The sequence below is a fragment of the Bacillus sp. OTU2372 genome, from assembly GCF_038440275.1.
GTDB lineage: Bacteria > Bacillota > Bacilli > Bacillales > Cytobacillaceae > Neobacillus > Neobacillus bataviensis_B.
The window spans coordinates 197,574-220,051 of record NZ_JASATK010000004.1; the positions used below are offsets into that span (position 1 = coordinate 197,574).

The window sequence follows — 22,478 nt, forward strand, 5'->3', positions numbered from 1 at the left end:
TAAAGGGAATTTGAAAAATGCACGTGCCAGATTCCAATTAATTTCCATATTAGCATTTTAAATCCTTAACAAATTTGTCACAACTTTTTCAAAAAACCTATATAAACATCATGGCGTAATTGTTAATATTGTGATATCGCAATGAGTTGTTAATAAATATCAGTTAATAATTAATTTAAATGCTTGTAATTTTGAAGTGAATGTATTATTCTATTGAAGTTTGTGAATACATTCACGTTAAAATTGTGAACAAATGAACAAATATTTTGGAGGGAAAAACGGACATGTTTAGAAAGATCTTTATTGTTCCACTATTGGCTTTATTGCCTGTGCTGCTCCTTAGCGGTTGTGATTCAAAAATGGTTGTTTTTGATCCAAAAGGTCCAGCAGCAAGAGAAATTCTTGGCTTAATTAACTGGTCATTAGTCTTTATGGCACTTGTGGTAGTTGTGGTATTTGGTTTATTCGGATATATCGTTTGGAAATACCGTGCAACACCTGAGAATAAAGACTATGAGCCACCAGAGGAACATGGCAGTACGAAATTAGAGTTAATTTGGACCTTTATCCCAATTCTAATTGTCATTGCCCTCACGATTCCTACTGTATCTACGATTTACAAGCTTGAAAAGGTTCCGGCTGGTTATGAAAATAAAAAGCCGATTACGATTAATGTTACCTCAGCTGACTGGAAATGGATTTTTAGTTATCCTGAACAAGGGATTGAAACTGTCAATTATGTAAACATTCCTGTCGGAACACCTGTTAAGTTTAAATTAACATCTGCAGGCACTATGCAATCGTTCTGGGTTCCACAATTGGGCGGTCAAAAGTACACCATGAATAAAATGGAAACAGAATTGTATTTAACTGCTGATGAAGTTGGGGAATACCTAGGCAGAAATACAAACTTTAACGGAAAAGGCTATGCGGATATGGAATTTACCGTGGAAGCTAAGAACACTAAAGACTTTGAAAAATGGGTAAATGAAGTTAAAGACACTGCTCCTAAATTGACTGAAAAGAAATATTATGAATTGCTGAACCCAACACATTTAGGACGTGAAACCTACGTCGGTACACATTTACAATGGGTTGACCATTCACAAATGAACTCTAAAACTTTTACTAATCCAAAATTATATGAAGTTCATGGCGTAAAAGGCCAAATTTTCAAGGATGAAGAACCATCTACTGAAACTTCAAAAGACTCGACGAATACGACTGATAAATCAAATGGAGGTGAACATTGATGGGCATTAATTGGCATGATTTCTTTATCGTCGGCAACCCGCTCATCCTAGGTTCCCAGATTGCTATTTTACTAACGATGATTGGTATTGTAGCAGGTGTTTCTTATTTAAAAAAATGGAAGTGGCTTTGGCGCGAATGGCTAACCACTGTAGATCATAAACGAATTGGGATTATGTACATCCTTTCTGGTGTGTTAATGTTTTTCCGTGGTGGTGTAGATGGTCTTCTAATGAAAGCCCAAACCTCACGTCCGGAATTAAAGTTTTTGGATGCACAGCATTACAATGAAATTTTTACGACTCATGGCGTTATCATGATTCTTTTTGCAGCGATGCCATTATTAATTGGTATCATGAACGTTGTTGTTCCATTACAAATTGGCGCACGTGACGTCGCGTTCCCTCAATTGAATGCACTAAGCTTTTGGTTATTCTTTGCAGGTGCGATGCTTTTTAACATCTCGTTTGTTGTGGGCGGATCACCTGATGCGGGTTGGACTGCTTACTTCCCTCTTGCGGGTAAAGAATTTACCCCAGGTATCGGGAACAACTATTATGCAATAGCCTTGCAGATTGCGGGTATCGGTACCCTGATGACAGGGATTAACTTTGTAGTAACAATTTTAAAAATGAGAACAAAAGGCATGGGCCTTATGAAAATGCCAATGTTTACTTGGACTTCTTTTATTGCGTCTGTTATCATTGTATCGGCCTTCCCAATATTCACAGTTGCCCTTGCGTTGATGACTTTTGACCGTATTTTCGGTACTCACTTCTTTACATTAAGCGCAGGCGGTATGGATATGATGTGGGCGAACCTATTCTGGTTATGGGGACACCCTGAGGTTTACATCGTGGTACTTCCAGCATTCGGTATGTTCTCTGAGATTATTTCAACTTTCTCTCATAAACAGCTTTTTGGTTATAAATCAATGGTATTTTCCATTGTCGGAATTGCAGCATTAAGTATGTTAGTTTGGGTTCACCACTTCTTTACAATGGGTTCAGGCCCTGCCGTAAACTCAGTTTTCTCGATCACAACTATGATGATTGCGATCCCGACAGGGGTTAAAATGTTTAACTGGTTATTTACGATGAGAAAAGGCCGTATTCAATTTACGACAGCGATGCTTTGGGCACTAGCGTTCGTTCCTTGCTTTGTCATCGGTGGTGTCACAGGGGTTATGCTTGCGATGGGTGCAGCAGATTATCAATATCATAATACCCTATTCCTTGTAGCACACTTCCACTATGTATTAATTCCTGGTGTTGTGTTTGCGGTATTCGGGGCTCTATATTACTGGTGGCCAAAGATGTTCGGTCATATGTTAAATGAAAAACTTGGTAAGATTCATTTCTGGTTATTCGTAATTGGTTTTAACGTAACATTTATGCCAATGTTCTTCCTTGGACTTGATGGAGCCGTACGTCGTGCGTACACCTTCTCTGCTGAATCAGGATTTGCTCCATTGTTCTTAGTTTCTGCTATTGGTGCGGTTATTTTAGCCGCTGGTTTTGCAGTTCTTTGCTATAACATTTATTGGAGTGCTAGATATGCTGACCGTAATATTTCTAACGATCCATGGGATGCTAGAACACTAGAGTGGGCAACTGCTTCACCTGTTCAATTCTATAACTTTGCTAAACAACCAGAAGTAAAGTCAATCGATGCTTTCTGGTATATGAAAAAGCATAATGAAGGTCTTACTTTGAAAGAAGAAGAAATTGAAGAAATTCATATGCCTAGCAATTCGGGCTTGCCATTCTATATGGGCGTTATCTTCGGAATTGCCGGTTTCTTACTTGTCTTTGAATGGAAAATCGCTGCCCTTGTGGCAACTGTTGGAATCCTTGCAGGTTTAATCGTTCGTTCTTTCGATTATAATGACGGCTTCCATGTAAAAGTAGATGAAATTAAACAGATTGAAAAGGCATGGCGCGGTAAAGATAAAGGGGTGAACAACCATGTCAGCTAATGTAAATACAGCTCTACCACTTGAATATCAAACAGAACAAAACCGTATGAACATTCTTGGCTTCTGGATTTTCCTAGGAGCCGAGATTATCCTTTTTGGAACACTCTTTGCAACTTTCTCGGTTCTTAATGCAAGATATGCGGGTGGCCCTACTCCACATGAACTCTTTGAAATAAAGGGTGTCATGATTGAGACCATCTTGCTATTAACAAGTAGTTTTACCATGGGTCTTGCTATTTATGAAATGCGCCGAAGCAATCGTAATGGGTTAATTCTATGGTTTGTCATTACCCTGCTGCTGGGTGCAGGCTTTGTATTCTTTGAAATAACTGAATTTATTCACTATGTACATGAAGGTGCAACATGGACTACAAGTGCCTTCCTATCAAGCTTCTTTGTCTTGCTTGGTACCCACGGTCTTCACGTTAGTATGGGTATTGGCTGGGCAACAATGGTTATTATCCAATTACTGCAAAGAGGTTTAACACCTGTTACTGCACGAAAGACGTTTATTATCGGGCTATACTGGCACTTCTTGGATGTTGTTTGGATCTTTATTTTCACATTTGTGTATTTAGCAAGGATGGTGGCATAAGATGGCTAAAAATACAAAAGGATTTCCTATATCTCACGTCTTGGGCTTTATCTCTTCGTTGGTACTCACCTTCGCAGCCCTTTTCGTAGCCTTAAAAACATCCCTTTCCTTCAAAACGATTTTATGGGTGATTGGCAGTTTAGCGGTTATCCAAGCGGCCCTGCAGCTCTTCATGTTCATGCACTTGAACGAAGGTGAAGACGGTAAATCAAATATGATCAACATCGCTTCCGGAGTATTCATCGCATTCGTAGCGGTAGCTGGATCTATTTGGGTCATGTCATTTGGAATGTAACCATTAATAAAGGTGACAGGCACCATGTGAATTCTTCACATGGTGCCTGTCACCTTTTCTTTTGCTTTTACTTATTTTGTTGTGTGTTTTCTTTTTGTCCGGACCATTTGGTAACCGATGAAGGCTACATAAAGCGGTATTGCGACATAAATAAAATATGGAAAACGGTGCTGTTCTTTTTTAAAGACAATATAGAGTGCATAACCCAAGAAAAGAGTTATGATAATTCCGTATTTCGGCAGAGGTATTTCCTTTAAGCTCGGGATTTTAATCGTACTTACCATCAAAATACATAATACAAAAAAGGCAATCACAAAAATGAAACCTGGCATTTTTAATTGAAATAACGTTAAAAGAGTTAATAGCCCACCTGCTGCTGTAATCGGAACACCTGTAAAATGTTTTAGCGACGACTTAACAGCATTGATATTAAACCGAGCTAACCGATAGGCGCCAAATAACGGGAATAGTCCGGCAACTGCCATCCCAAGAATGCCAAAGGAAGAAAAGTACGAATAATAGGCCATCATCGCAGGTGCAACTCCGAAGGTGACTATGTCAGCCAAGGAGTCCAATTCCTTCCCTAATTCGCTATCTGCCCGCAACATTCGGGCAATTCGCCCATCCATGCTGTCAAGCATCATACCAATCAAGATTAAAATTGCAGCATTCTTGTAATCCCCTTCTGCAGAGTTCATTACAGATAAAAAACCAAAAAATAAATTTGCAAGTGTAAATAAGTTAGGAATACTGTTTCTAATAATATGTATCACTCCAAAAAAATTAAAAAATTAGGCAGCTTTGCCTTTAATACTTCTTATTATAACGCTTTTTTTTGTAAAAGTGGAAAAACAAAATGGTAGTCCTTACCTATCGCCACTGACAAGATAAATGTTAATCCTATCTATAATATCTCTTTTACTTTGAATAGTATGTGAAACAGAAACTGACACTAACTTAAAGAATAAGAAAAGCGTAAGGCGCCTGCCTATCGGCGACAAGCACAAGATGAGCCGGCCGAAAGGTTGTTCTTTAACCTTTTGGACGGATTGGCTTGTGACCTCGAGCCGATGGCGCCTAGAGCTGGAAAATTCTCGAAGTTAAATTTATACTTTCTTATCTTTTAAAGAAAAACCCGCCAATTGGCGAGTTCCCCCTTTATCAAACATTTACTTTTTTTGTTTCCCGCTGCTCTTTTGAGAAGAACCATCCTGCAGCTGCAATTGCAACTAATACTAAATAAAAGCTTACTTTCCATTCCGTAGAGTGAGCAAATTCTTCGTTTAATATTGCCAATGATGGATGTGAAAGTGTGTAAACGGCAAGCTTCACTCCGACCCAGCCAACAATCGTAAAAGCTGCGATTTCAAGACCAGGTCTCTTTTCCAAGAGTTTTACAAATTGATTTGCGGCAAAACGCATGATTACTAAGCCAATAATCCCGCCTGCAAATATGACAAGGAATTTACCGCCATCGAGCCCACCGATATTTGGCAGCGGCGTGTCAGGAAGAACAACCGCCATCGCGACGGCGGCCAAGATCGAATCAACAGCAAAGGCTATATCCGCCAATTCCACCTTCAAAACTGTTGTCCAAAATCTGCTGTTCTTCTTAGTTTCCATTTCATCCTTTTCTTCTGATTTTTCTTTTACAACTTTCCGGAAAATATGGTTAGCGGCCATAAAGATTAAATACAGTGCTCCAATGGCTTGAACCTGCCACACGTCTACGAGAAACGAAATCACAAATAAAGATGCAAAACGGAACACAAACGCCCCGGCCAAACCGTAGAATAACGCTTTTTTTCGGTCTTCTTCCGGAAGATGTTTCACCATAATCGCGAGGACGAGGGCATTGTCTGCTGCTAATAGTCCTTCTAAAGCCACCAAGATGAGTAAAACCCAACTGTATTCCAGTAATAAAGTAAAATCCATTCAAAATTCCTCCTAAGTAGTTGATTTTTTCCAAATACTCCCTCACGCCATAAAAATAGGCCTCTACTGTAACAGTAAAGGCCTAAAAAAACACAGAAAAGACCTTTACAGTAAAGTAAAGGTCTTGCTAACAACGTTCATGTTGCCAATAAAGCCGGAGAAATACATTCTCGAAATGACGACTTTATTGTAGCAGCTACTCCCCTTTAAAAGGAAATATTTAATTACTATTAATATACTAAACTGTAATAAAAATGTCAACGTTTTTTATAGGCAATATACCTCTGCATATTTTTTCTCCAGATAATCGATCAGGTAATCTGCATTTAATTCCTCACCTGTTACCTTAACGATTAACTCATTTGGTGTATAGAGTTTTCCATACTGATGGATATTCTCCTTCAACCATTCTTGTATAATCTTAAACTTGCCCTTTTCAATATTGCTGTAAAGATCCGGAATGTCCTTTTGAATCGCGCGGAGAATTTGAGCTGCATATAAATTCCCTAATGAATACGAAGGAAAATAGCCGATTCCGCCGAATGACCAATGCACATCCTGCAAGACCCCTTCTGTATCAGTCCCAGGCGAAATCCCTAGGTAATCCATCATTTTCTGATTCCAAATCGCCGGTAAATCCCTAGCTTCAATCTCCCCGCCGATTAAGGCTTTTTCAATTTCATAGCGCAGCATGATATGCAGGTTATAGGTTAGTTCATCAGCCTCCACACGGATCAAGGATGGCTGAACGGTATTAACCGCACGATAAAATTCCTCAACAGTCACATCTTTCAATTGCTCTGGAAAATACTCCTTAAGCTTTGGAAAAAAGAAATGCCAAAATTCCCGGCTGCGTCCTATCATATTCTCTAAAAATCTTGATTGTGATTCGTGAATTCCAAAGGATGCCCCACTTTGCAGCACGGTTTCTTCATAATTAGGATTGACATGCTGCTCATATATACCGTGTCCTGCTTCATGGATCGTCCCAAACAATGCCGAACGGACATTTTTTTCTAAGTATCGTGTTGTTAATCGGACATCCCCAATATTAACGGTCTGCGCAAACGGGTGGACGGTTTCATCAAGTCTGCCTGCCTGCATATCAAAACCAATCAGTGGTAAAATAAACCGATTAAAGGCCTTTTGTTTTTCAATTTCAAATGATTGATCGAACACTTTCACTTTTGTAGGCTGGCCATTTTTTCTGATTCGTTCTAATAATTGCACACTAGATTCCCGTAATTTTGCAAATAAAGGATCCAATCTTTTCACCGTTAATCCTGGCTCAAACTCATCGAGCAGAGCATCATATGGGTGTTCATTATAACCATATATTTTCGAAAATTGGCGTTTGTAGTCAATGATTTTTTCTAAAAAAGGCAGATAGCTGGCAAAATCATTGTTTTCTCTTGCATCCTCCCAAGCATCATTTGCCTGAGCAGTTAAAATACTATATTCCTTGAAAAGATCAGCGGGTATGGCTTTAGATTTTTGATAATACGTCTTATATTCCCGCACCTTTGCCCGAGTCACTTGATCCAATTGAGAATAATGTTTTTCTAAAGTTAGCGTTTCTAACAAATGGCCCATTTCTGGTGAAACCGACAGTTGAAAGATTTCGGTTCGTAATGTTCCAGTCGCTTTGGCAAAAACGTTCCGGCCTTTTTTCGGTGCCATCACCTTTTGATCCCAATCTGCTAAACCTAAGATACTTGAGTAATGCGTTATTTTCTCGTCTAGAAGTTTAAATTGTTCCATTGCCTTTTGCAATGATGATGGTTGAACCACTTTCTCCGCCATTTTTAGACCCCCTTACCTGATAACTAAAGCATCTCATTTATTATAAAGTAAAAATTCAAATAATGGTAAAGTTTTGAAATACTTACTTTCTTTACTTTTGGTTGTACCTATTATTTCTAATAGGCATACTAAGAAAAGGAAACTATTTGGAAAAAAGGATGTGCTGCCAACTTGGAAAATCAGAAAAAGAAAAAATCTCATTTTCCTTTTCGTTTAAATATGCTTTTTTTTAGTGTGTTTTTTCTATTTTCCATCTTGATACTAAGACTTGGTTTTGTCCAAATTGTTTACGGAGAAAACTTCAAAAGAGATTTGGAGAGAAAGGAAGACATAACTGTAAGTAATCCTGTCCCAAGGGGGAAAATTTATGACCGGGATTACCGGGTCGTTGTTGATAATATTCCAAAAAGTGCGATTACCTTTACTAATATAGGTTTTAGTCAGTTAGAAATGATGCAAACAGCTAAAAAATTAGCGCATCTCATCGAGAAAAAAACAGATATGGTTACCGAAAGAGATAAACGGGACTATTGGATGATGAAATACCCCGAGCAGGTTAACGCAAAAATTACCGAGCAAGAAAAAGCTTTGTATCGTGCCAAGAAACTTACAGATATTGACCTCTATCAATTAAAACTTGACAGGATCACTGCGGCAGAATTAAATCGACTTACAGAAAAAGATCTGGAGATGTTAGCGATTTATAGGGAATTCAGCAAAGGCGTTAAATTTATACCAGTAATCGTTAAAAACGAAGGCGTCTCTGAGAAGGAATTTGCCGTTGTAAGTGAGAATCTCCAATCCCTCCCTGGTGTTGAAACTACAACTGATTGGGACCGTTCCTATGCCTTTGAAAATACGTTAAGGTCTGTTTTAGGTAACGTGACCAAATCAGGGGATGGACTCCCCGCTGACCAATTAGATTATTTTCTTGCTAGAGGTTATAGCCGTAATGACAGGGTTGGGAAAAGCCAGTTAGAGGCGCAATATGAGGATGTCCTGCAAGGTAATAAATCAAAGGTGAAAAACATTACCGATAAAGAAGGCAATGTGATTGAAACCGAAACAGTGTTACCAGGTAATAAAGGAAAAGACCTTGTTTTGTCCATCGATATGGATTTGCAGATAGCCGTTAATAAAATTATTGACGAAGAGCTTTGGGCAGCGAAAAGATGGCCTGGTACACGTTTAACCGACCGAGCTTATGTGGTATTAATGGATCCTAAAACTGGTGATGTACTGGCCATGTCAGGAAGGAAAATCGTAAAAGACTCAAAAACTGGAAGAACCGAAATGATGGATGATGCCCTGGGAACCTTTACGACAACCTATAGCGTAGGGTCAGCTGTAAAAGGAGCTACCATATTAACCGGCTATAAGACAGGAGCCATTTCACCTAATACTTATTTTGATGATAGAGGGATCAAAATCAAAGGTACGCCTATTAAAAAATCCTATACTTATTTAGGTCGGTTAAATGAAATTAATGCCTTAAAAAAGTCGTCTAACGTTTATATGTTCCATACCGCTATAAGGATTGGCAAAGGGCATTATGAATATGACAAACCCCTGAATTTTACCAATAAAATGGCTTTTGAAACGATAAGGAGTTCTTTTGCCTCATTCGGTTTAGGAACAAGGACTGGAATTGATTTACCGAATGAGCAGACAGGTTTTAAGGGTGAAAGTAAGCTGCCGGGATATTTACTTGACCTCGTAATTGGACAATATGATACCTATTCAGCCATGCAACTAGCCCAATATGTTTCAACGATTGCCAATGGGGGCTGCCGAATGCAGCCGCATATCGTTAAACAAATCAGAGAACCTGCGCGTGATGGAGAGACGCTGGGGCCTGTATGGAAAGATATTAACCCTACCGTCCTTAATACGATTGATGTAAAAAAAGAATGGCTTAGACGCGTGCAAATAGGCTTTAAAAAAGTAATGCAAGAACCTGGCGGAACTGCTTACAAGTTTTTCGAAGGTGCCCGATACTCTCCTGCCGGAAAAACAGGAACCGCTCAGGCCTTTTATGATGGGCCAATGCGTAGTCGTTTTGGCAAAGAACCACCGCCTGTTATGAATTTAAGCCTTGTGAGTTATGCTCCAAGTTCTAATCCAGAGGTGGCGATGGCCGTTATAGTTCCATGGGCATACGACGGCAAAGAGGATAATCGAGCAAATCTTAAAATTGGCCGTCGTGTATTGGATACGTATTTTCGAATGAAAGGCAAATAGGGTGCATTCATCGCACCCTATTTGACCTTTTGGAAAAAGCATCAATCGGTTAAACAAACTAACCAATGCTTACCTCTTCCGCAACACTGTTTTGACAGCTTTTTCAATCTCAGCGTAGCTTGTGCATCGGCAAATATTTGATTCCAGCCATTCCTTTATCGTTTCATCATCAGCATCGGGATGCTGCTCGATTAACGAGTGACAATTCATTATAAAGCCTGGCGTACAATAGCCGCATTGAAAAGCAAAATTTTCAATAAACGCTTTTTGTATTGCTGTTTCATGAAGTCCTTCAATTGTCGTCACTTTTTTCCCAGCCGCTTCGACAGCCAGCATCAAGCAGGACTTCATCGGCCATCCGTCAATATTAATTGTACAGGCACCGCAGTCCCCATTTAAACAGCCTGGCTTTGCACCAGTCAGGCCGAGATAGCTTCGTAGGGCATACAAAAGAGTATCAGCTGGACTCACCAACAAAGTATAACTTTCACCATTCACATCTAATGTTATGGAATAGGATCTCAGGGCCTTCTCCTCCCTATTATTACTGTTCCCTATCTAGGTTTGCTAACGCATCCAACAGCAAATTCCGCAGGACAAATAAACGATATTCACTGGAACCCTCTATATCATCTAAAATAGGCTGAGGCAATGCATTAAGGGCTCCTTCTACCCTTGTTTCAATCGAATTCCCCCGTGCATTGATCGATTCCTCCACAGCGGGCGACCGGAACGGAAATGGGCATAAACCGCTGACCGCTACCCGAATTTTTTGATTGATTTTTAAGGCTGCTAACGTAATCAACGGGTAACCAGTTTCCCATTGCTGCCTTCGTTTAACCGTAAAGTACGGGGCCTGTATATAACGATTTTCCGTAGCCGTTTGAACTAAAAATTCTCCCTTATTCAAACGTAAATGACCTTGAAACACATCATTAATTGGCACCATTTTTTTTCCCTCAGTTCCAATTATCAAGACCATGCTTTCGGCTAGTAAAAAGGGCAGGACCGCTTCCCGGTAAAAAATCCGCGCGCAAATATTGCCCCCCAAAGTAATCTTCCCGCGAGCTGAATGATCTGCAATTTCACTGGATGTCTTTGTTAATAGCGGGAAGAGACCAGCTTCTTCTAAACCCGTTAAAGTGAGTGAACTGCCGAGCAATAAATGGTCTCCAGAAACTTGCATAATATTACATTCAGGAATTCCTTTGATATCAATAACAGCCTCCGTGTATGCTAAGTCAATTCTTCCAAGTGTTATTAATTCAGTCCCTCCAGAAAAATAAAACGGCTGCTTCCCCTGTTGATCTAATTTTTGATATAAATCAACAGCCTCCTTTAATGTTTCTGGACGATAATATTCAAAATCAAAGGGGAGCATGATGGGATGCCTCCTTTGCCCTCCAGATTAATTCCGGAAGGAGCGGAAGATTCCGAAGCGATACACCTGCAGCGAGTGATAATGCGTTCCCCAGCGCCCCTGGCATCCCCAGTAGTCCATGCTCTCCGACACCGCGGGCTCCATATGGGCCGTCTAGCTGTGGAGTTTCAACAAAACCGACAAGGTATTCAGGATGCTCTCCGTATCTTAGCGGTCTATAGGTTCTGAGCTGAGGATTCAAGACCCTTCCTAACTCATCAAAATAAAAGGTTTCACGGCCGGCAAAGGCCAATCCCATGCTCATCGCCCCCATTACCTGACCAAGGGCGGCTTTTTCGTTCATTACTCTGCCAAGATCCACCACGGTACATGCTTTCAACAGCCGGTACGTATAGTCTCTTTTATCTAATTCAATTTCAACCCCATATGCCGCAACAGTCCATTCTGGACCGGGCTTTCCTTCTCCTGTTTCGGGATCCAAATGTGTCAGGTGTCGTAAAATAAATTTTCCTCTGCCAATGATCTGCCCTCCGATAGCATTTCCGTTTGGATATTGATAACCGTAGCCGACATCTTTAAAATCGAGACCGATGGTAGGGTCATCCCGCAAAAAGACACGGCTGTTAGCAACTTCAATATCCTCTTTTGGGGCCCGAAGGACACAAGAGGCGACCTCTTTTAACTGATTAATTACATCCTCCGCTGCATTTAGGACCGCTCTTCCACCCATGTAAGTCCCGCGGCTGGCAACGGTCTTCCAGTGTTCTGGTGTGGTTTGCGTATCTACCTCCATTCGGACATGGATTTTATCTATGTCCATTTTTAGCCTTTCGGCGAGGATTTGAGCAAGGATGGTCTTTGTCCCTGTCCCTATCTCAATAACGCCAGACATTAAATTTAAACTTCCATCGCGGTTGAAGGTAATGATTGCCCCTGATGGAGCGTTAGGATCTATGGTTGTGGTTTTCCAGCTGCAGCTTACTCCCTTTACTCGAACAAATCGTTCATCTATTTCCTTTATGGCTCCTTCATCCCATTTAATTAACTCTCGGGCCTTCTGAATGCATTTTTGCAGGTTACCAACATTGCTTTTATTCAGCTTAACCCTAGTGGGGGTGGTATGACCTGGCATGATCGCATTGATATATCTAAGATCATACGGGTCCATATTTAATCTTTGAGCAAGGATATCCATTGTGCGTTCAATGCAAAATGACAACTCCGAATGGCTGAATCCCCGAAATGGAGAGGCATACGGATGATTGGTATACATGCAGTAGGAATTACACCACACATTTTCAATATTATAAGGCCCTGTGCAATCCGCGGCTCCTGACCGCGTTACATCGATTGCCTTATCTGAATAAGCACCGCCATCCCATAAATATTGAATTTCAGCTACTGTTATTTTCCCCTTCCTGTCTGCCCCTAGTTTAATAGTGGCATCTAGTCCGATATGACACGGAGAAGTGATGATATCTTGTTCCCGATCATTTAATATTTTGACTGGCTTTCCTCCGACCGCCTTAGAAGCAAGGTATGCAAGGACCTCCAGCTGTACAGCCGCTTTCCCCCCATAGGCTCCGCCAACCAATGGTGTTTGGACTACAATCTTGCCAATATCCTCCTTAAAGTAATTGGCGATAAGCTGTTTGACCATAAATGGAGCCTGTGATGAGGTCATAATCATGATTGTTCCATCCGGCTTGATTTCGGCGGTTGCACATCTTGTTTCCATGGCGGCATGATCGGAAGGTGCAAAGGAAAAGCTTTCTTGGACTACGATTTCACTCGCTGCCCATCCGGCTTCTATATTCCCTTTACGTATTTTAATAAGGGTGGCGATATTTGTCCCCGGAACAGGGTGGGAATCTTCATCTTTATCATAGTTTCCAAGTCCTTCATGGACCAGCGGTGCCCCTTCTTTAAATGCCTGGGTTGGCGAATTGACGACCGGAAGTAGTTCATATTGAACCTTTATCAAGTCTGCGGCCTTTTTTGCCTGGGCAGGGGTATCTGCGACAACAAGTGCCACAGGTTCACCATGGTACCGAACCTTATCAACGGCTATTGGCGGTCGATCCCTGATAGCCTCACCTGTTAATGGGAAATGCTGGCCAGCAAGGATCGCTCTGACACCGGGGACTTGGGATGCCTCAATTGTGTTAATATTGACGATTTTTGCATGACCATAGGGACTGATGACCATTTTTCCGGACAGCATTGGATTTGTATAATAATCGTTGGTATACTTTGCTCGACCCGTCACCTTTTCAAGTGCATCTTTGCGGATAACACTTTTCCCAATAACCTCCACAGTTCAACCTCCTAACACTTTGTTGCTAATCTGGAATGGTCCAAAGCAATTCTATTCTTTCGTGCAACGGTTTTCTCCATACTTCAATCATTTGTGCCATTACACTAACCGCTATTTCAACAGGACCCTTTGCACCTATTGCCACACCCATTGGTGAAAATATCCCTCTCGGAATGTCCTCGCTATTTAGCAATCTCCTGGTTCGTTCTCTTGGTCCCAAAACACCTAAGTATCGAATATTTTTATTTAGGATTCTCTTCAACAATTCTTGGTCTCTTTTGAATTGATGGGTCATTATGACCACAAAATCATAGGGTGAAAAGGAAATCCGTTGAAGGAGATCGATAGGAAAACCTTGCAGAATTTTGGCTGCCGAAGGAAAATGTTCTTTCAAGCAAAATGTTTCCCGCCAATCACAAACCACTACTGAAAAACCGATTTCAGCCGCTAATGAGACAAGTGGTCTTGCATCTGGTCCTGCACCGAAGATAATTAAGCGCGGCTTAGGATAAAACGTTTGTTGAAAGACTGGCGAGCCATCCCGTGTGATGCTGCCGCTTTTAGAAGTAAACTCGATTGTCGGGAGCGGACCCGACCAGTTTCCAAACGGCTCCCCATCCTCCTCGATAAATACATATTCCCCGAGATCATCCAGCTTTTTTAAAGCAATAACAGGCTTATGCTGGCTAAGAAGTTCTTTAACCATAAGAAGATCCTCTGTTAATTGCTCGGTGACCGGTTCGATTAATATATCAATTGTGCCATTGCAGCCAGCTCCTTGCCCCCAATCCAAATCATCCTCCATATACATATCGTATTGGAGAATTATCGCCTCTTGTTTCTTAAAGACCTCCCTTACTTTTAAGGCCAGGTCCTCTTCCAAGCAGCCGGCTGTTAACATTCCTATTTGAGTTCCATCTGAAAAAAATAACATTGAGGAACCTTCTTTTTTGTATGCAGAACCTTTGACACCGATGATTGTTGCTATTACTTTTTCCTCAGGGTAATCAAGAACATCTAAAATTTGATAAAAATCCTCCACACTTTCCCCCCACTTTTAGATTTATAAATTCCCTATTGTTATTTATATTAAGCAGTGAGCTATTTCTAGAATGGAAATCTTTACTTATTAATGAGGAAATATTGCGAAATAGGCCCTTTAAATAATCTATTAAAAACCTTCTTAAACTATTAACTAATCCTTCATAGTTTGTTCATATTTATCTATTAAGATATAAAAAGGTTCTCTTAAAGAACCTTTTTAACCTCCGCCCCCCTTAATATAGATTAGGTTTTAACCTGCCCGGTATTTGCCGGGTCCTTTTTTTATCTAAAAAAAAGCACGCACATCGAAATGTGCGCGCTTATTTCTAATTAACGGAATGAGTGAGATTGGTGTTGTTGATATGTTTGGGTTTGAAAAGCAGGATTTATATTTGTAACTGTTTGATATCCAAATGCCCCCATTTGTCCCGCTATTTCTCTCTCCAATTGATTACACTGAGCAATAACTTCTTGACAGCGTTGAATCGCCATCTCATGCCCTTGTAAGCTTTGTTGAATCGTTTGAACCGCCATTCTTTCTTTTTGCAGCATTTGCTCTAGCATACGAACATTCTGCTGCTCATTTTGCAGCATTTGCTGGTATTGCTGATTACTAAACTGTGTTTGCTGGATAAGCTGCTGCGAGAGTTGACGGCATTGATTAACGTGTGTAATCGTATGTTGAGTGTTCATGTATTTACCTCCAATTTTTTGGATATCAGATGCAATACAAACCCTTAAGAATCAACGGGTTAAACCTTCAACCCAAGATTATATTTCGCACTTTTAGAGGTTTTCATTCGGAACAAAACTTCCAATAAATGCGTGGTGTTATCATGCTATTTTAGTGAAAAAATAAGAAAAATAGCTGTACCCCACATATTGATTGCAGATACCTTATTTAACATCATTCTCTATCTATACGTATACTTCTATCTATCCCTGTCAATAACAATACCAATGAATTTTGAGAGGGTGGTTAGTATGAATGGTATTTATTTTATAAATGATCGTATAAGCATCGATGGACGAACCAGGGAAGAAAGCGTTAGTTTACAAGAACAATCCATAAAAAATTATCTTGCCGAACAAAATATCCAAGCTGTTACTTTGAACCCTTACCAGTTGAAGGATTATTACTCCGTCCCTCATGCCCTGCTGTACGATTTGCGCAAAGAGAATACCTCGTTTGACTATTTTATCTATTATTCCTTGCAGGCTGTTGAAGATTTTATTTATACTTATCCAGCAAAATGGCTTATTTTAAAAAGCTATTTCCACGAATTCATCATGATTGATAAACAAAAAGACTTGAATCAGCAACAAGCGATTTAATCAAGAGAAGTTTTATTCGCAGACCGGCGATAAAAAATCGCAAAATTTATAAAAAATATGATTAATACATAACAGCCATAAATCCCAAAGGAATAAAGCTTATTATTGTTAAAAAGCAAGCCGGCATAGGACAATATCAGGATATTTGGAAATTTCCCCACTAGTGAAGCTGTAAAGAAAATAATCGCTTTTACTCTACTTAATCCGCAGATTATATTTACTATTGGTGCTGGAATAACAGGGATAAGACGGCAGTTTAGAATTGCAATAAACGAATTTCGGTTTAGCAACTCTTCATATTCTTTTATTTTTGAATAGTAAGCCAGCTTTCTTTCAGCCCAATCTCTGAAACCATAACGGCTCAAATAAAAGAAACCCATTGTGCCGGCCATAGCCCCTGTTAAAGATATAAATACACCTTGCGTAATCCCGAATACTGCACCAATAACACCGGCCAAAACAGGAAAAGGGACAATAGGAAAGAAAACACAAATAGCAACTAATATCATGCTGACGATAATCGACCAGCTGCCACCATGTTTAACAACTTCTAACAACACATCTCTTTGAAATAAACCGATCGCGATAATTACGAGCAGAATACAAATACTGATAATTCTTTTTTGCAAGGATTCCCCTCCGCGTTCACATTATTACCCATCATATAATATCAATAATCGACCTTTAAGAGGGATATAAAAACAAGTGGGGTTATTCACTTTTTTCCGTCCTATAAGGAAGCCAAATGGTAACAGTTGTCCCTTCCCCTTCTTCACTTTCAATATCGATTCGTCCTTGATGTGCTTCTATAATCCTATAGCAGGTCATTAAACCAAGGCCAGTCCCTCTTTCCTTTGTCGAGTAAAACGGCTCGCCAAGCTTCGATAATCGTTCTTTAGGGATGCCACAACCGTTGTCTTCAATTTTCACCGTCACACCCGTACTATCAGCCATGACCCTTATATGAACCTGCCCCCATTTAGAAAGTGACTCAAGGGCATTTTGGATGATATTTAGAAACACCTGTGTTAAGGAATTCGAATCACCCATAATAGAAAGGATAGGTTGGCCAACTTCTAAATACAAGCCTTTTTGCTCCAGTTTAGCCTCTGTCTGTAATAGTTGTACAACCTGTTTAACTAACTGGTCAACAAAAACTATTCTCAACTTTTTTGTATGTGGTTTAGCCATTGTTAAGAATTCAGAAATAATGGCCTCCACTCGCTGTAATTCATCCAAAACAATTTTTAAATAAACCGGATTCATTTCTTGTTCCGTATTTAAGAGCTGCATAAAGCCCTTGATAGGTGTTAATGGATTTCGAATCTCATGGGCAACGGCGGCGGCCATTTGTCCAACCACTGCTAATTTTTCGGACTTTCGCAATCGGTCCTGCGTTTCCATCCGCTGCTCAATATCCCGTGAAACTGTGACAATCTCCTTCACTTCTCCTGTTTCTGTACACACTAGCGCCTTAACCGTTGATTCAATCCATATAAAAGAACCGTCCTTCTTGCGGCAACGGTAGGTTATAAGTTTCGTTTCTTCAATATGGTCACAAATTTGCTGTTTTCTTAATTCGATTAGGTCATCAGGATGGATCAATTCTAGAGGACTTTTTTCAATCATTTCTTCGGGTTGATATCCCAGTACGGTTTTAACTGAAGGAGAAATATAAAGGCAGGAAAAATCAACTTTATGTAACATGATGATGTCAGAAGAATGCTCGGCAAGGAGCCGGTATTTCTTCTCTCTATATTTTAAAGCGTTCTCCATATGTTTTTTCTCAGTGATGTCGAGAACTTGACCGAGTAAATATTCTTCACCCGTCAATTGTTCATGTATTTTCGATACTGTTAATACCCCCGTTTTAATTTCTCCCGACTTGTGGATATACCTCTTTTCCAGCTGATATTCATCCCTTTTTCGATCTAATAATTCTCCAAATAATTGTGCATCAGCTGCCATATCATCAGGGTGGGAAATCTTTTCCATTGACATTTTTTCCAGTTCATCGGGCGAATAACCAACAAACTCGCAAAACGCTGGATTAAATTGAACCATGTTTAAATCTATTGAACTTATTAATTGCGGAATCCGGGATTGATAAAAAACCGCTCGAAACAATGTTAAATTAAACATCTAAACCTCCAACCATTCCATTCCATTTTTTCAATATTTTGAGGTCTCTGTCATTTAGAAAAAAAGACACTTTATAAGTATATAGCGAATTGGGCAATTCATAAAGTACTAATTTTTTAATTTTTAGAAAACTAAAAAGGATGTCGCCGCCGGTAATAACGCTTTAAGACATCCTTTTTTAAATCTATTAATTTATAACCGTTCTAGAGCCCAAATATCTAGGTTTCCAATAAGTGTTGGTCATATCTGCAATCGAAACACCAGAAGATCCAGCTTGAATAAATTTATTATTGCCTAAATAAATGCCTACATGTGTAGGACCTGGGGCGTAGGTTTCAAAGAATACGAGGTCTCCTGGATTTGGGTTACTAACCGGTTTTAATCCAGACCATTGTGTTGCTGCGGTCCTTGGAATGGTGATTCCTACTTTAGCAAATACGTAGCTCGTATAGCCGCTGCAATCGAATCCAGCAGGCGTGTTTCCTCCCCATAAGTATGGAGTACCGATATATTTATTCGCCTCGTTAATTACCATTTGCACGTTTGCAACCGTAGTTTCAGGTGCTGTTGTAATAGAAGTAGATACCTTCAAGACTTGTCCTACTAAAATAGTATCCGATGCTAAGTTATTGATTGTTTTAAGCTGTGTAACGGAAATATTAAAGCGAGAACTAATTTTCCAAAGCGTGTCACCGCTTTGAACGGTATAGGTGGTAACATGGCTATGCGGTGCTAATAATGATAGTCTTTGATTTACATAGAGGGTATCACTTGTTAGGTTATTCCAAATTTTTAAATCAGCTATTGATATTTTGTTAGCCTGCGAGATTTTCCAGAGGGTGTCACCTGATTGTACTGTATAAATTAGTTCATGGGCACTTGCGGTACCAGTAAATGATGCAAATAAAATGCCTGCAGTTGCAGCAGCTGTCAAAAGCTGTTTTTTCATAGATGATAGCTCTCCTTTATTTCGTTAATTGTTACTTTTATACTAAGCGAGAGCTGTATATTGTTAAAATACCAAAGATATGGTTTTCAATACATTTATCTCCAAAAACAGAAAAAACAGCACTTTATGTGACAGCCACTATTATGGCCAATTCCTAACATAGTAAGGATTACAGCCTCAACCCCTTAAAATCTAATATTTTTTCTTCATCAAATTGTAACATTCTTGTAATATTTTGTGATTTATATATGAATGTAGAAATATTGTAACAAACCCTTCAGCCACGACAGAATCGCTTATTTATAATTAACCTATAGAAACACCATTAATGGTAAAAAAATAAATGAATTTTGGTGATGAAGATGCAAGGTATTGGTAAAGGACATCCACATACAATGGGACATCCACATGGAGCAGGAAAGAAAATAGATTATGACCTTAACCCATTTATTGTCATTTGGGAAGTAACAAGAGCTTGTGAGCTTAAATGTGTTCACTGTCGGGCCGATGCTCAGCTAAATATAGATCCACGAGAACTTTCACATGAAGAAGGAATCAATTTAATTGATCAAATATACGAAATGGATAATCCTATGCTGGTTTTCACTGGCGGGGATTGCATGTTAAGAGAAGATCTTTATGAGATTGCTGATTATGCAATTAAAAAAGGAATGCGTGTCTCAATGACGCCTAGTGCTACAAGTAATGTAACAAAGGAAAAAATGAAACAGTTTAAGGAGGTTGGTCTATCTCGGTGGGGATTTAGCTTAGACGGACCTACACCGGAAATCCATGACCATTTTCGCGGTACACCAGGATCATTTGATTTAACGGTGGAGAAAATTAAATACTTAAATGAACTTGAGATGCCGTTACAAATAAACACGGTCATCTCTCGCTATAATTATGATTCTCTTGAAGAAATGGCAAAATTAGTGGCCGAGCTAGGGGCAGTAATGTGGTATATTTTTCTGCTTGTTCCTACAGGAAGAGGACAAAAAGATGCTTGTATCTCTCCTGCTGAACATGAAAAGGTATTCCGTTGGCTTTATGAATTAAGCAAAACAGCACCATATGATATTAAAACTACTGCGGCACAGCATTACCGCCGCGTTGTTCTGCAGCAAAAAACTCGGGATCACCTAATTGAAAAAGGTGAAATCCACTACGAAGATTCAATTACAACAGACTTTGCTTCCATGCATGATGGCTTAAAGCGTGCACCAAAAGGCGTTAATGATGGCAATGGCTTTGCGTTTGTAACACATATTGGTGATGTTGTACCAAGTGGCTTGCTGCCCATCGTTGCCGGTAATATTCGTGAGACACCACTTGCTGAAATTTATCGTGAATCAAAAGTATTTAAGGAACTTCGCCAGCCAGATAACTATAAGGGAAAATGCGGCGTTTGTGAATACAACAAAATTTGCGGTGGCTCCCGCTCAAGGGCCTATGCGGTAACTGGTGATTATTTGGAAAGTGAACCATTCTGCGTTTACATTCCGCAGGCATTGAGAAATAAAGAAACAGCACCTACTGTCTAATTTGAATAGAAAAGGCATTCCGACTTTGCGGAATGCCTTTTCTATTCAATTAGTCCCGTATCCTCAATTTGTACTTTTGATTTAACCTTAAATTCAACTTGCCATTTTATTCTAAAAAATACCCCCCCTCTTCAATTAGCAGCTATAATCCCATAATCATTGGTTAAGTTTCCTCGATTTTGGGAATGTTGTTTTTAGAAATATTTATGAAGGGAAATTCACTAGATGCAGCCCATCAATTTAAAAGAAAAACATGTTCCCAAAGGTATTTTTCAATTTATTTTCCCTTTTTCATTGAAAGCCAGCGCTTCCCGCACAGTAATAGATTATTTACAGGATATAAATTTTACCCTTTTTCGTTTAGATGATGTGGACTCGGAAAATGCCTATTATGGTGGATTCCGTTTGAACCATAGGGAGATCGAAAATTATTTTCTCCCTTTAACAGCTAATATTCTCTTTCCCATTGCACAGATGGAGAAGGGCTTTCAACGATACTCTAAAAAACTTAATGTTGATGGTCAGTTAAATACTGAACACTCCACTATTCCTTTTAAAATCCATTCAATCGACATTATTACTTGCCCATTTGGTCTAGGTTTTTTAACTTTACGTATCGAAATACAAACTATTTCTTTCACACAATCAATTGAATTCGCCGAATGTATGAGAAAAATTAAGGGTGAGACTAATAATTTTGAGATTGATTTTGAGGGATGTACATATCCGACTATCATCAACTTCATAGTTAGTCGTTTTTGCCCTCAGCTTCCTAACTTTTTTAACAATGACGATGTCCTTTTCTTGGAAAAAGAAAAAATGTTTGTTCAATCCTTATTGTCTATTGAAAGCACAGAATCAATTAACCTAGTTGATCTTTATCGTTTTGGCACATTATGCGGCTATGATTCCACTGGGAAACCTTATGTAAATGCCAATAATTCGGAGTTTATTTCACACTGTCTTCAGGGATACACGTATGACCGATTTGCACCAACATCAAATTATCTTACTCAACAAAACTGTCTAGTTGGTTTGACGACATCAGAAATAACGGCTCATTCATGTTCTCAGACCCAACGTTTTTACGGATTTTATTATTATGCTTTGCTGCTTAGTCTTTTTCATAAATTGGTGTTATTAAAAATAGCAAATAGCTATTCCGCCATCCATATTGAGCAGGATAAACAAAAGATAGAGAGCCTGCTTTATCAATTAAACTCCTTTACGTCTAATTACTTTTATACGGTTTACCCGCTTACTTCTGAAGGACAAGAAATTTTTAAACTGATAAGAAAAACCTTTCGTATTGATCAATTGTATGCTAATACCAAGGAAATTTTATTTAGCTTGGTTAAGTATGAAGATAATAATGTCGCGAAAAATGACAGTATGTTATTGTTGGTGTTAACTTTATATACGGTTATTTGTGGAATTTTTAGTATGAATCTGTTCACCCATGATTTACAAGGAAATTTAAAGTGGGATCATTTTAAAACCTATAATCCCTTCGAATATTTTGCGGTTTTTATCGTCTTTAGCGGAATAGTCGTGGTAGGTACACTAGCCATTAAAGGAATCATTCAATGGTATCAAAACATTACGAATCGAAAAAAATGGGTCCGGAATACGGTTTGGTCCTCGAAAAAGAAGAATTAGGAAAAAATG

The 22,478-nt window shown here is 39.3% G+C and carries 19 protein-coding genes; 8 read left to right on the plus strand and 11 right to left on the minus strand.

Annotated elements, in window-relative coordinates; genetic code table 11:
• Window positions 1–284 precede the first annotated feature (284 nt).
• From qoxA to qoxD, 4 genes are read left to right on the plus strand one after another with little or no spacing between them, the layout of a single operon-like run.
• Complete coding sequence (gene qoxA, locus AAHB15_RS10395) at window positions 285–1,253, plus strand: cytochrome aa3 quinol oxidase subunit II (protein ID WP_335571550.1); 969 nt, start codon at window positions 285–287, stop codon at window positions 1,251–1,253.
• The gene (qoxB, locus tag AAHB15_RS10400; RefSeq protein ID WP_335571549.1) at window positions 1,253–3,229 is read left to right on the plus strand and encodes a cytochrome aa3 quinol oxidase subunit I; all 1,977 of its coding nucleotides are present in this window, start codon (window positions 1,253–1,255) and stop codon (window positions 3,227–3,229) included. The genes qoxA and qoxB overlap by 1 nt, the downstream gene beginning before the upstream one ends.
• Window positions 3,219–3,824 (plus strand): cytochrome aa3 quinol oxidase subunit III, encoded by a 606-nt coding sequence (gene qoxC, locus AAHB15_RS10405; RefSeq protein ID WP_098531637.1) that lies wholly within the window; start codon window positions 3,219–3,221, stop codon window positions 3,822–3,824. The genes qoxB and qoxC overlap by 11 nt, the downstream gene beginning before the upstream one ends.
• Before the next feature lies 1 nt (window position 3,825).
• Window positions 3,826–4,119 (plus strand): cytochrome aa3 quinol oxidase subunit IV, encoded by a 294-nt coding sequence (qoxD, locus tag AAHB15_RS10410; RefSeq protein ID WP_335571548.1) that lies wholly within the window; start codon window positions 3,826–3,828, stop codon window positions 4,117–4,119.
• Between the two features lie 71 nt (window positions 4,120–4,190).
• Here qoxD and pssA read toward each other — a convergent pair whose 3' ends face one another.
• The 3 genes from pssA to AAHB15_RS10425 all read right to left on the minus strand — a co-directional run bounded on the left by pssA (window position 4,191) and on the right by AAHB15_RS10425 (window position 7,857).
• Window positions 4,191–4,892 (minus strand): CDP-diacylglycerol--serine O-phosphatidyltransferase, encoded by a 702-nt coding sequence (pssA, locus tag AAHB15_RS10415; RefSeq protein ID WP_176541289.1) that lies wholly within the window; start codon window positions 4,890–4,892, stop codon window positions 4,191–4,193.
• A 388-nt stretch (window positions 4,893–5,280) separates the two neighbouring features.
• The gene (locus AAHB15_RS10420; RefSeq protein ID WP_335571547.1) at window positions 5,281–6,054 is read right to left on the minus strand and encodes a TerC family protein; all 774 of its coding nucleotides are present in this window, start codon (window positions 6,052–6,054) and stop codon (window positions 5,281–5,283) included.
• Window positions 6,055–6,321: 267 nt separating this feature from the next.
• Window positions 6,322–7,857 carry a carboxypeptidase M32 gene (locus AAHB15_RS10425; protein ID WP_335571546.1) on the minus strand — a complete coding sequence of 512 codons (1,536 nt, stop codon included), beginning with the start codon at window positions 7,855–7,857 and terminating at the stop codon, window positions 6,322–6,324.
• Window positions 7,858–8,028: 171 nt separating this feature from the next.
• Between AAHB15_RS10425 and AAHB15_RS10430 the strand changes: the two genes are divergently transcribed.
• The gene (locus AAHB15_RS10430) at window positions 8,029–10,098 is read left to right on the plus strand and encodes a peptidoglycan D,D-transpeptidase FtsI family protein (RefSeq protein ID WP_342042344.1); all 2,070 of its coding nucleotides are present in this window, start codon (window positions 8,029–8,031) and stop codon (window positions 10,096–10,098) included.
• Between the two features lie 69 nt (window positions 10,099–10,167).
• Here AAHB15_RS10430 and AAHB15_RS10435 read toward each other — a convergent pair whose 3' ends face one another.
• The 5 genes from AAHB15_RS10435 to AAHB15_RS10455 all read right to left on the minus strand — a co-directional run bounded on the left by AAHB15_RS10435 (window position 10,168) and on the right by AAHB15_RS10455 (window position 15,533).
• Window positions 10,168–10,623: a (2Fe-2S)-binding protein gene (locus AAHB15_RS10435; RefSeq protein WP_335571562.1), complete on the minus strand. Its 456-nt coding sequence runs from the start codon at window positions 10,621–10,623 to the stop codon at window positions 10,168–10,170.
• 19 nt (window positions 10,624–10,642) lie between these two features.
• Window positions 10,643–11,479, minus strand: a complete 837-nt coding sequence (locus AAHB15_RS10440) for an FAD binding domain-containing protein (protein ID WP_335571544.1) — start codon at window positions 11,477–11,479, stop codon at window positions 10,643–10,645.
• A complete protein-coding gene (locus AAHB15_RS10445) occupies window positions 11,466–13,796 on the minus strand; it encodes a xanthine dehydrogenase family protein molybdopterin-binding subunit (protein ID WP_342042345.1) in 2,331 nt (776 codons plus the stop codon). The genes AAHB15_RS10440 and AAHB15_RS10445 overlap by 14 nt, the downstream gene beginning before the upstream one ends.
• 25 nt (window positions 13,797–13,821) lie before the next feature.
• Complete coding sequence (locus tag AAHB15_RS10450; RefSeq protein WP_335571542.1) at window positions 13,822–14,838, minus strand: XdhC family protein; 1,017 nt, start codon at window positions 14,836–14,838, stop codon at window positions 13,822–13,824.
• Window positions 14,839–15,170: 332 nt separating this feature from the next.
• Window positions 15,171–15,533, minus strand: a complete 363-nt coding sequence (locus tag AAHB15_RS10455; protein ID WP_342042346.1) for a hypothetical protein — start codon at window positions 15,531–15,533, stop codon at window positions 15,171–15,173.
• Between the two features lie 291 nt (window positions 15,534–15,824).
• Between AAHB15_RS10455 and AAHB15_RS10460 the strand changes: the two genes are divergently transcribed.
• On the plus strand, window positions 15,825–16,175 hold the full coding sequence (locus tag AAHB15_RS10460) for a hypothetical protein (protein WP_335575463.1): 351 nt from the start codon (window positions 15,825–15,827) through the stop codon (window positions 16,173–16,175).
• Here the strand turns inward: AAHB15_RS10460 and AAHB15_RS10465 are convergent.
• The 3 genes from AAHB15_RS10465 to AAHB15_RS10475 form a co-directional block, all read right to left on the minus strand.
• Window positions 16,172–16,804, minus strand: coding sequence for a TVP38/TMEM64 family protein (locus AAHB15_RS10465; RefSeq protein WP_335575462.1), 633 nt, complete (start codon window positions 16,802–16,804; stop codon window positions 16,172–16,174). The genes AAHB15_RS10460 and AAHB15_RS10465 overlap by 4 nt on opposite strands.
• Window positions 16,805–16,886: 82 nt before the next feature.
• Window positions 16,887–18,317 carry a PAS domain S-box protein gene (locus AAHB15_RS10470; RefSeq protein WP_335575461.1) on the minus strand — a complete coding sequence of 477 codons (1,431 nt, stop codon included), beginning with the start codon at window positions 18,315–18,317 and terminating at the stop codon, window positions 16,887–16,889.
• 187 nt (window positions 18,318–18,504) lie between these two features.
• A complete protein-coding gene (locus AAHB15_RS10475) occupies window positions 18,505–19,266 on the minus strand; it encodes a C40 family peptidase (protein WP_342042347.1) in 762 nt (253 codons plus the stop codon).
• A gap of 362 nt (window positions 19,267–19,628) precedes the next feature.
• Here AAHB15_RS10475 and AAHB15_RS10480 point away from each other — a divergent pair, with 362 nt between their 5' ends.
• Together AAHB15_RS10480 and AAHB15_RS10485 are read left to right on the plus strand one after the other, a co-directional pair.
• Window positions 19,629–20,810 carry a TIGR04053 family radical SAM/SPASM domain-containing protein gene (locus AAHB15_RS10480; RefSeq protein ID WP_342042367.1) on the plus strand — a complete coding sequence of 394 codons (1,182 nt, stop codon included), beginning with the start codon at window positions 19,629–19,631 and terminating at the stop codon, window positions 20,808–20,810.
• A gap of 225 nt (window positions 20,811–21,035) precedes the next feature.
• Window positions 21,036–22,469: a hypothetical protein gene (locus tag AAHB15_RS10485; protein ID WP_335575911.1), complete on the plus strand. Its 1,434-nt coding sequence runs from the start codon at window positions 21,036–21,038 to the stop codon at window positions 22,467–22,469.
• The last annotated feature ends 9 nt before the right edge of the window (window positions 22,470–22,478 follow it).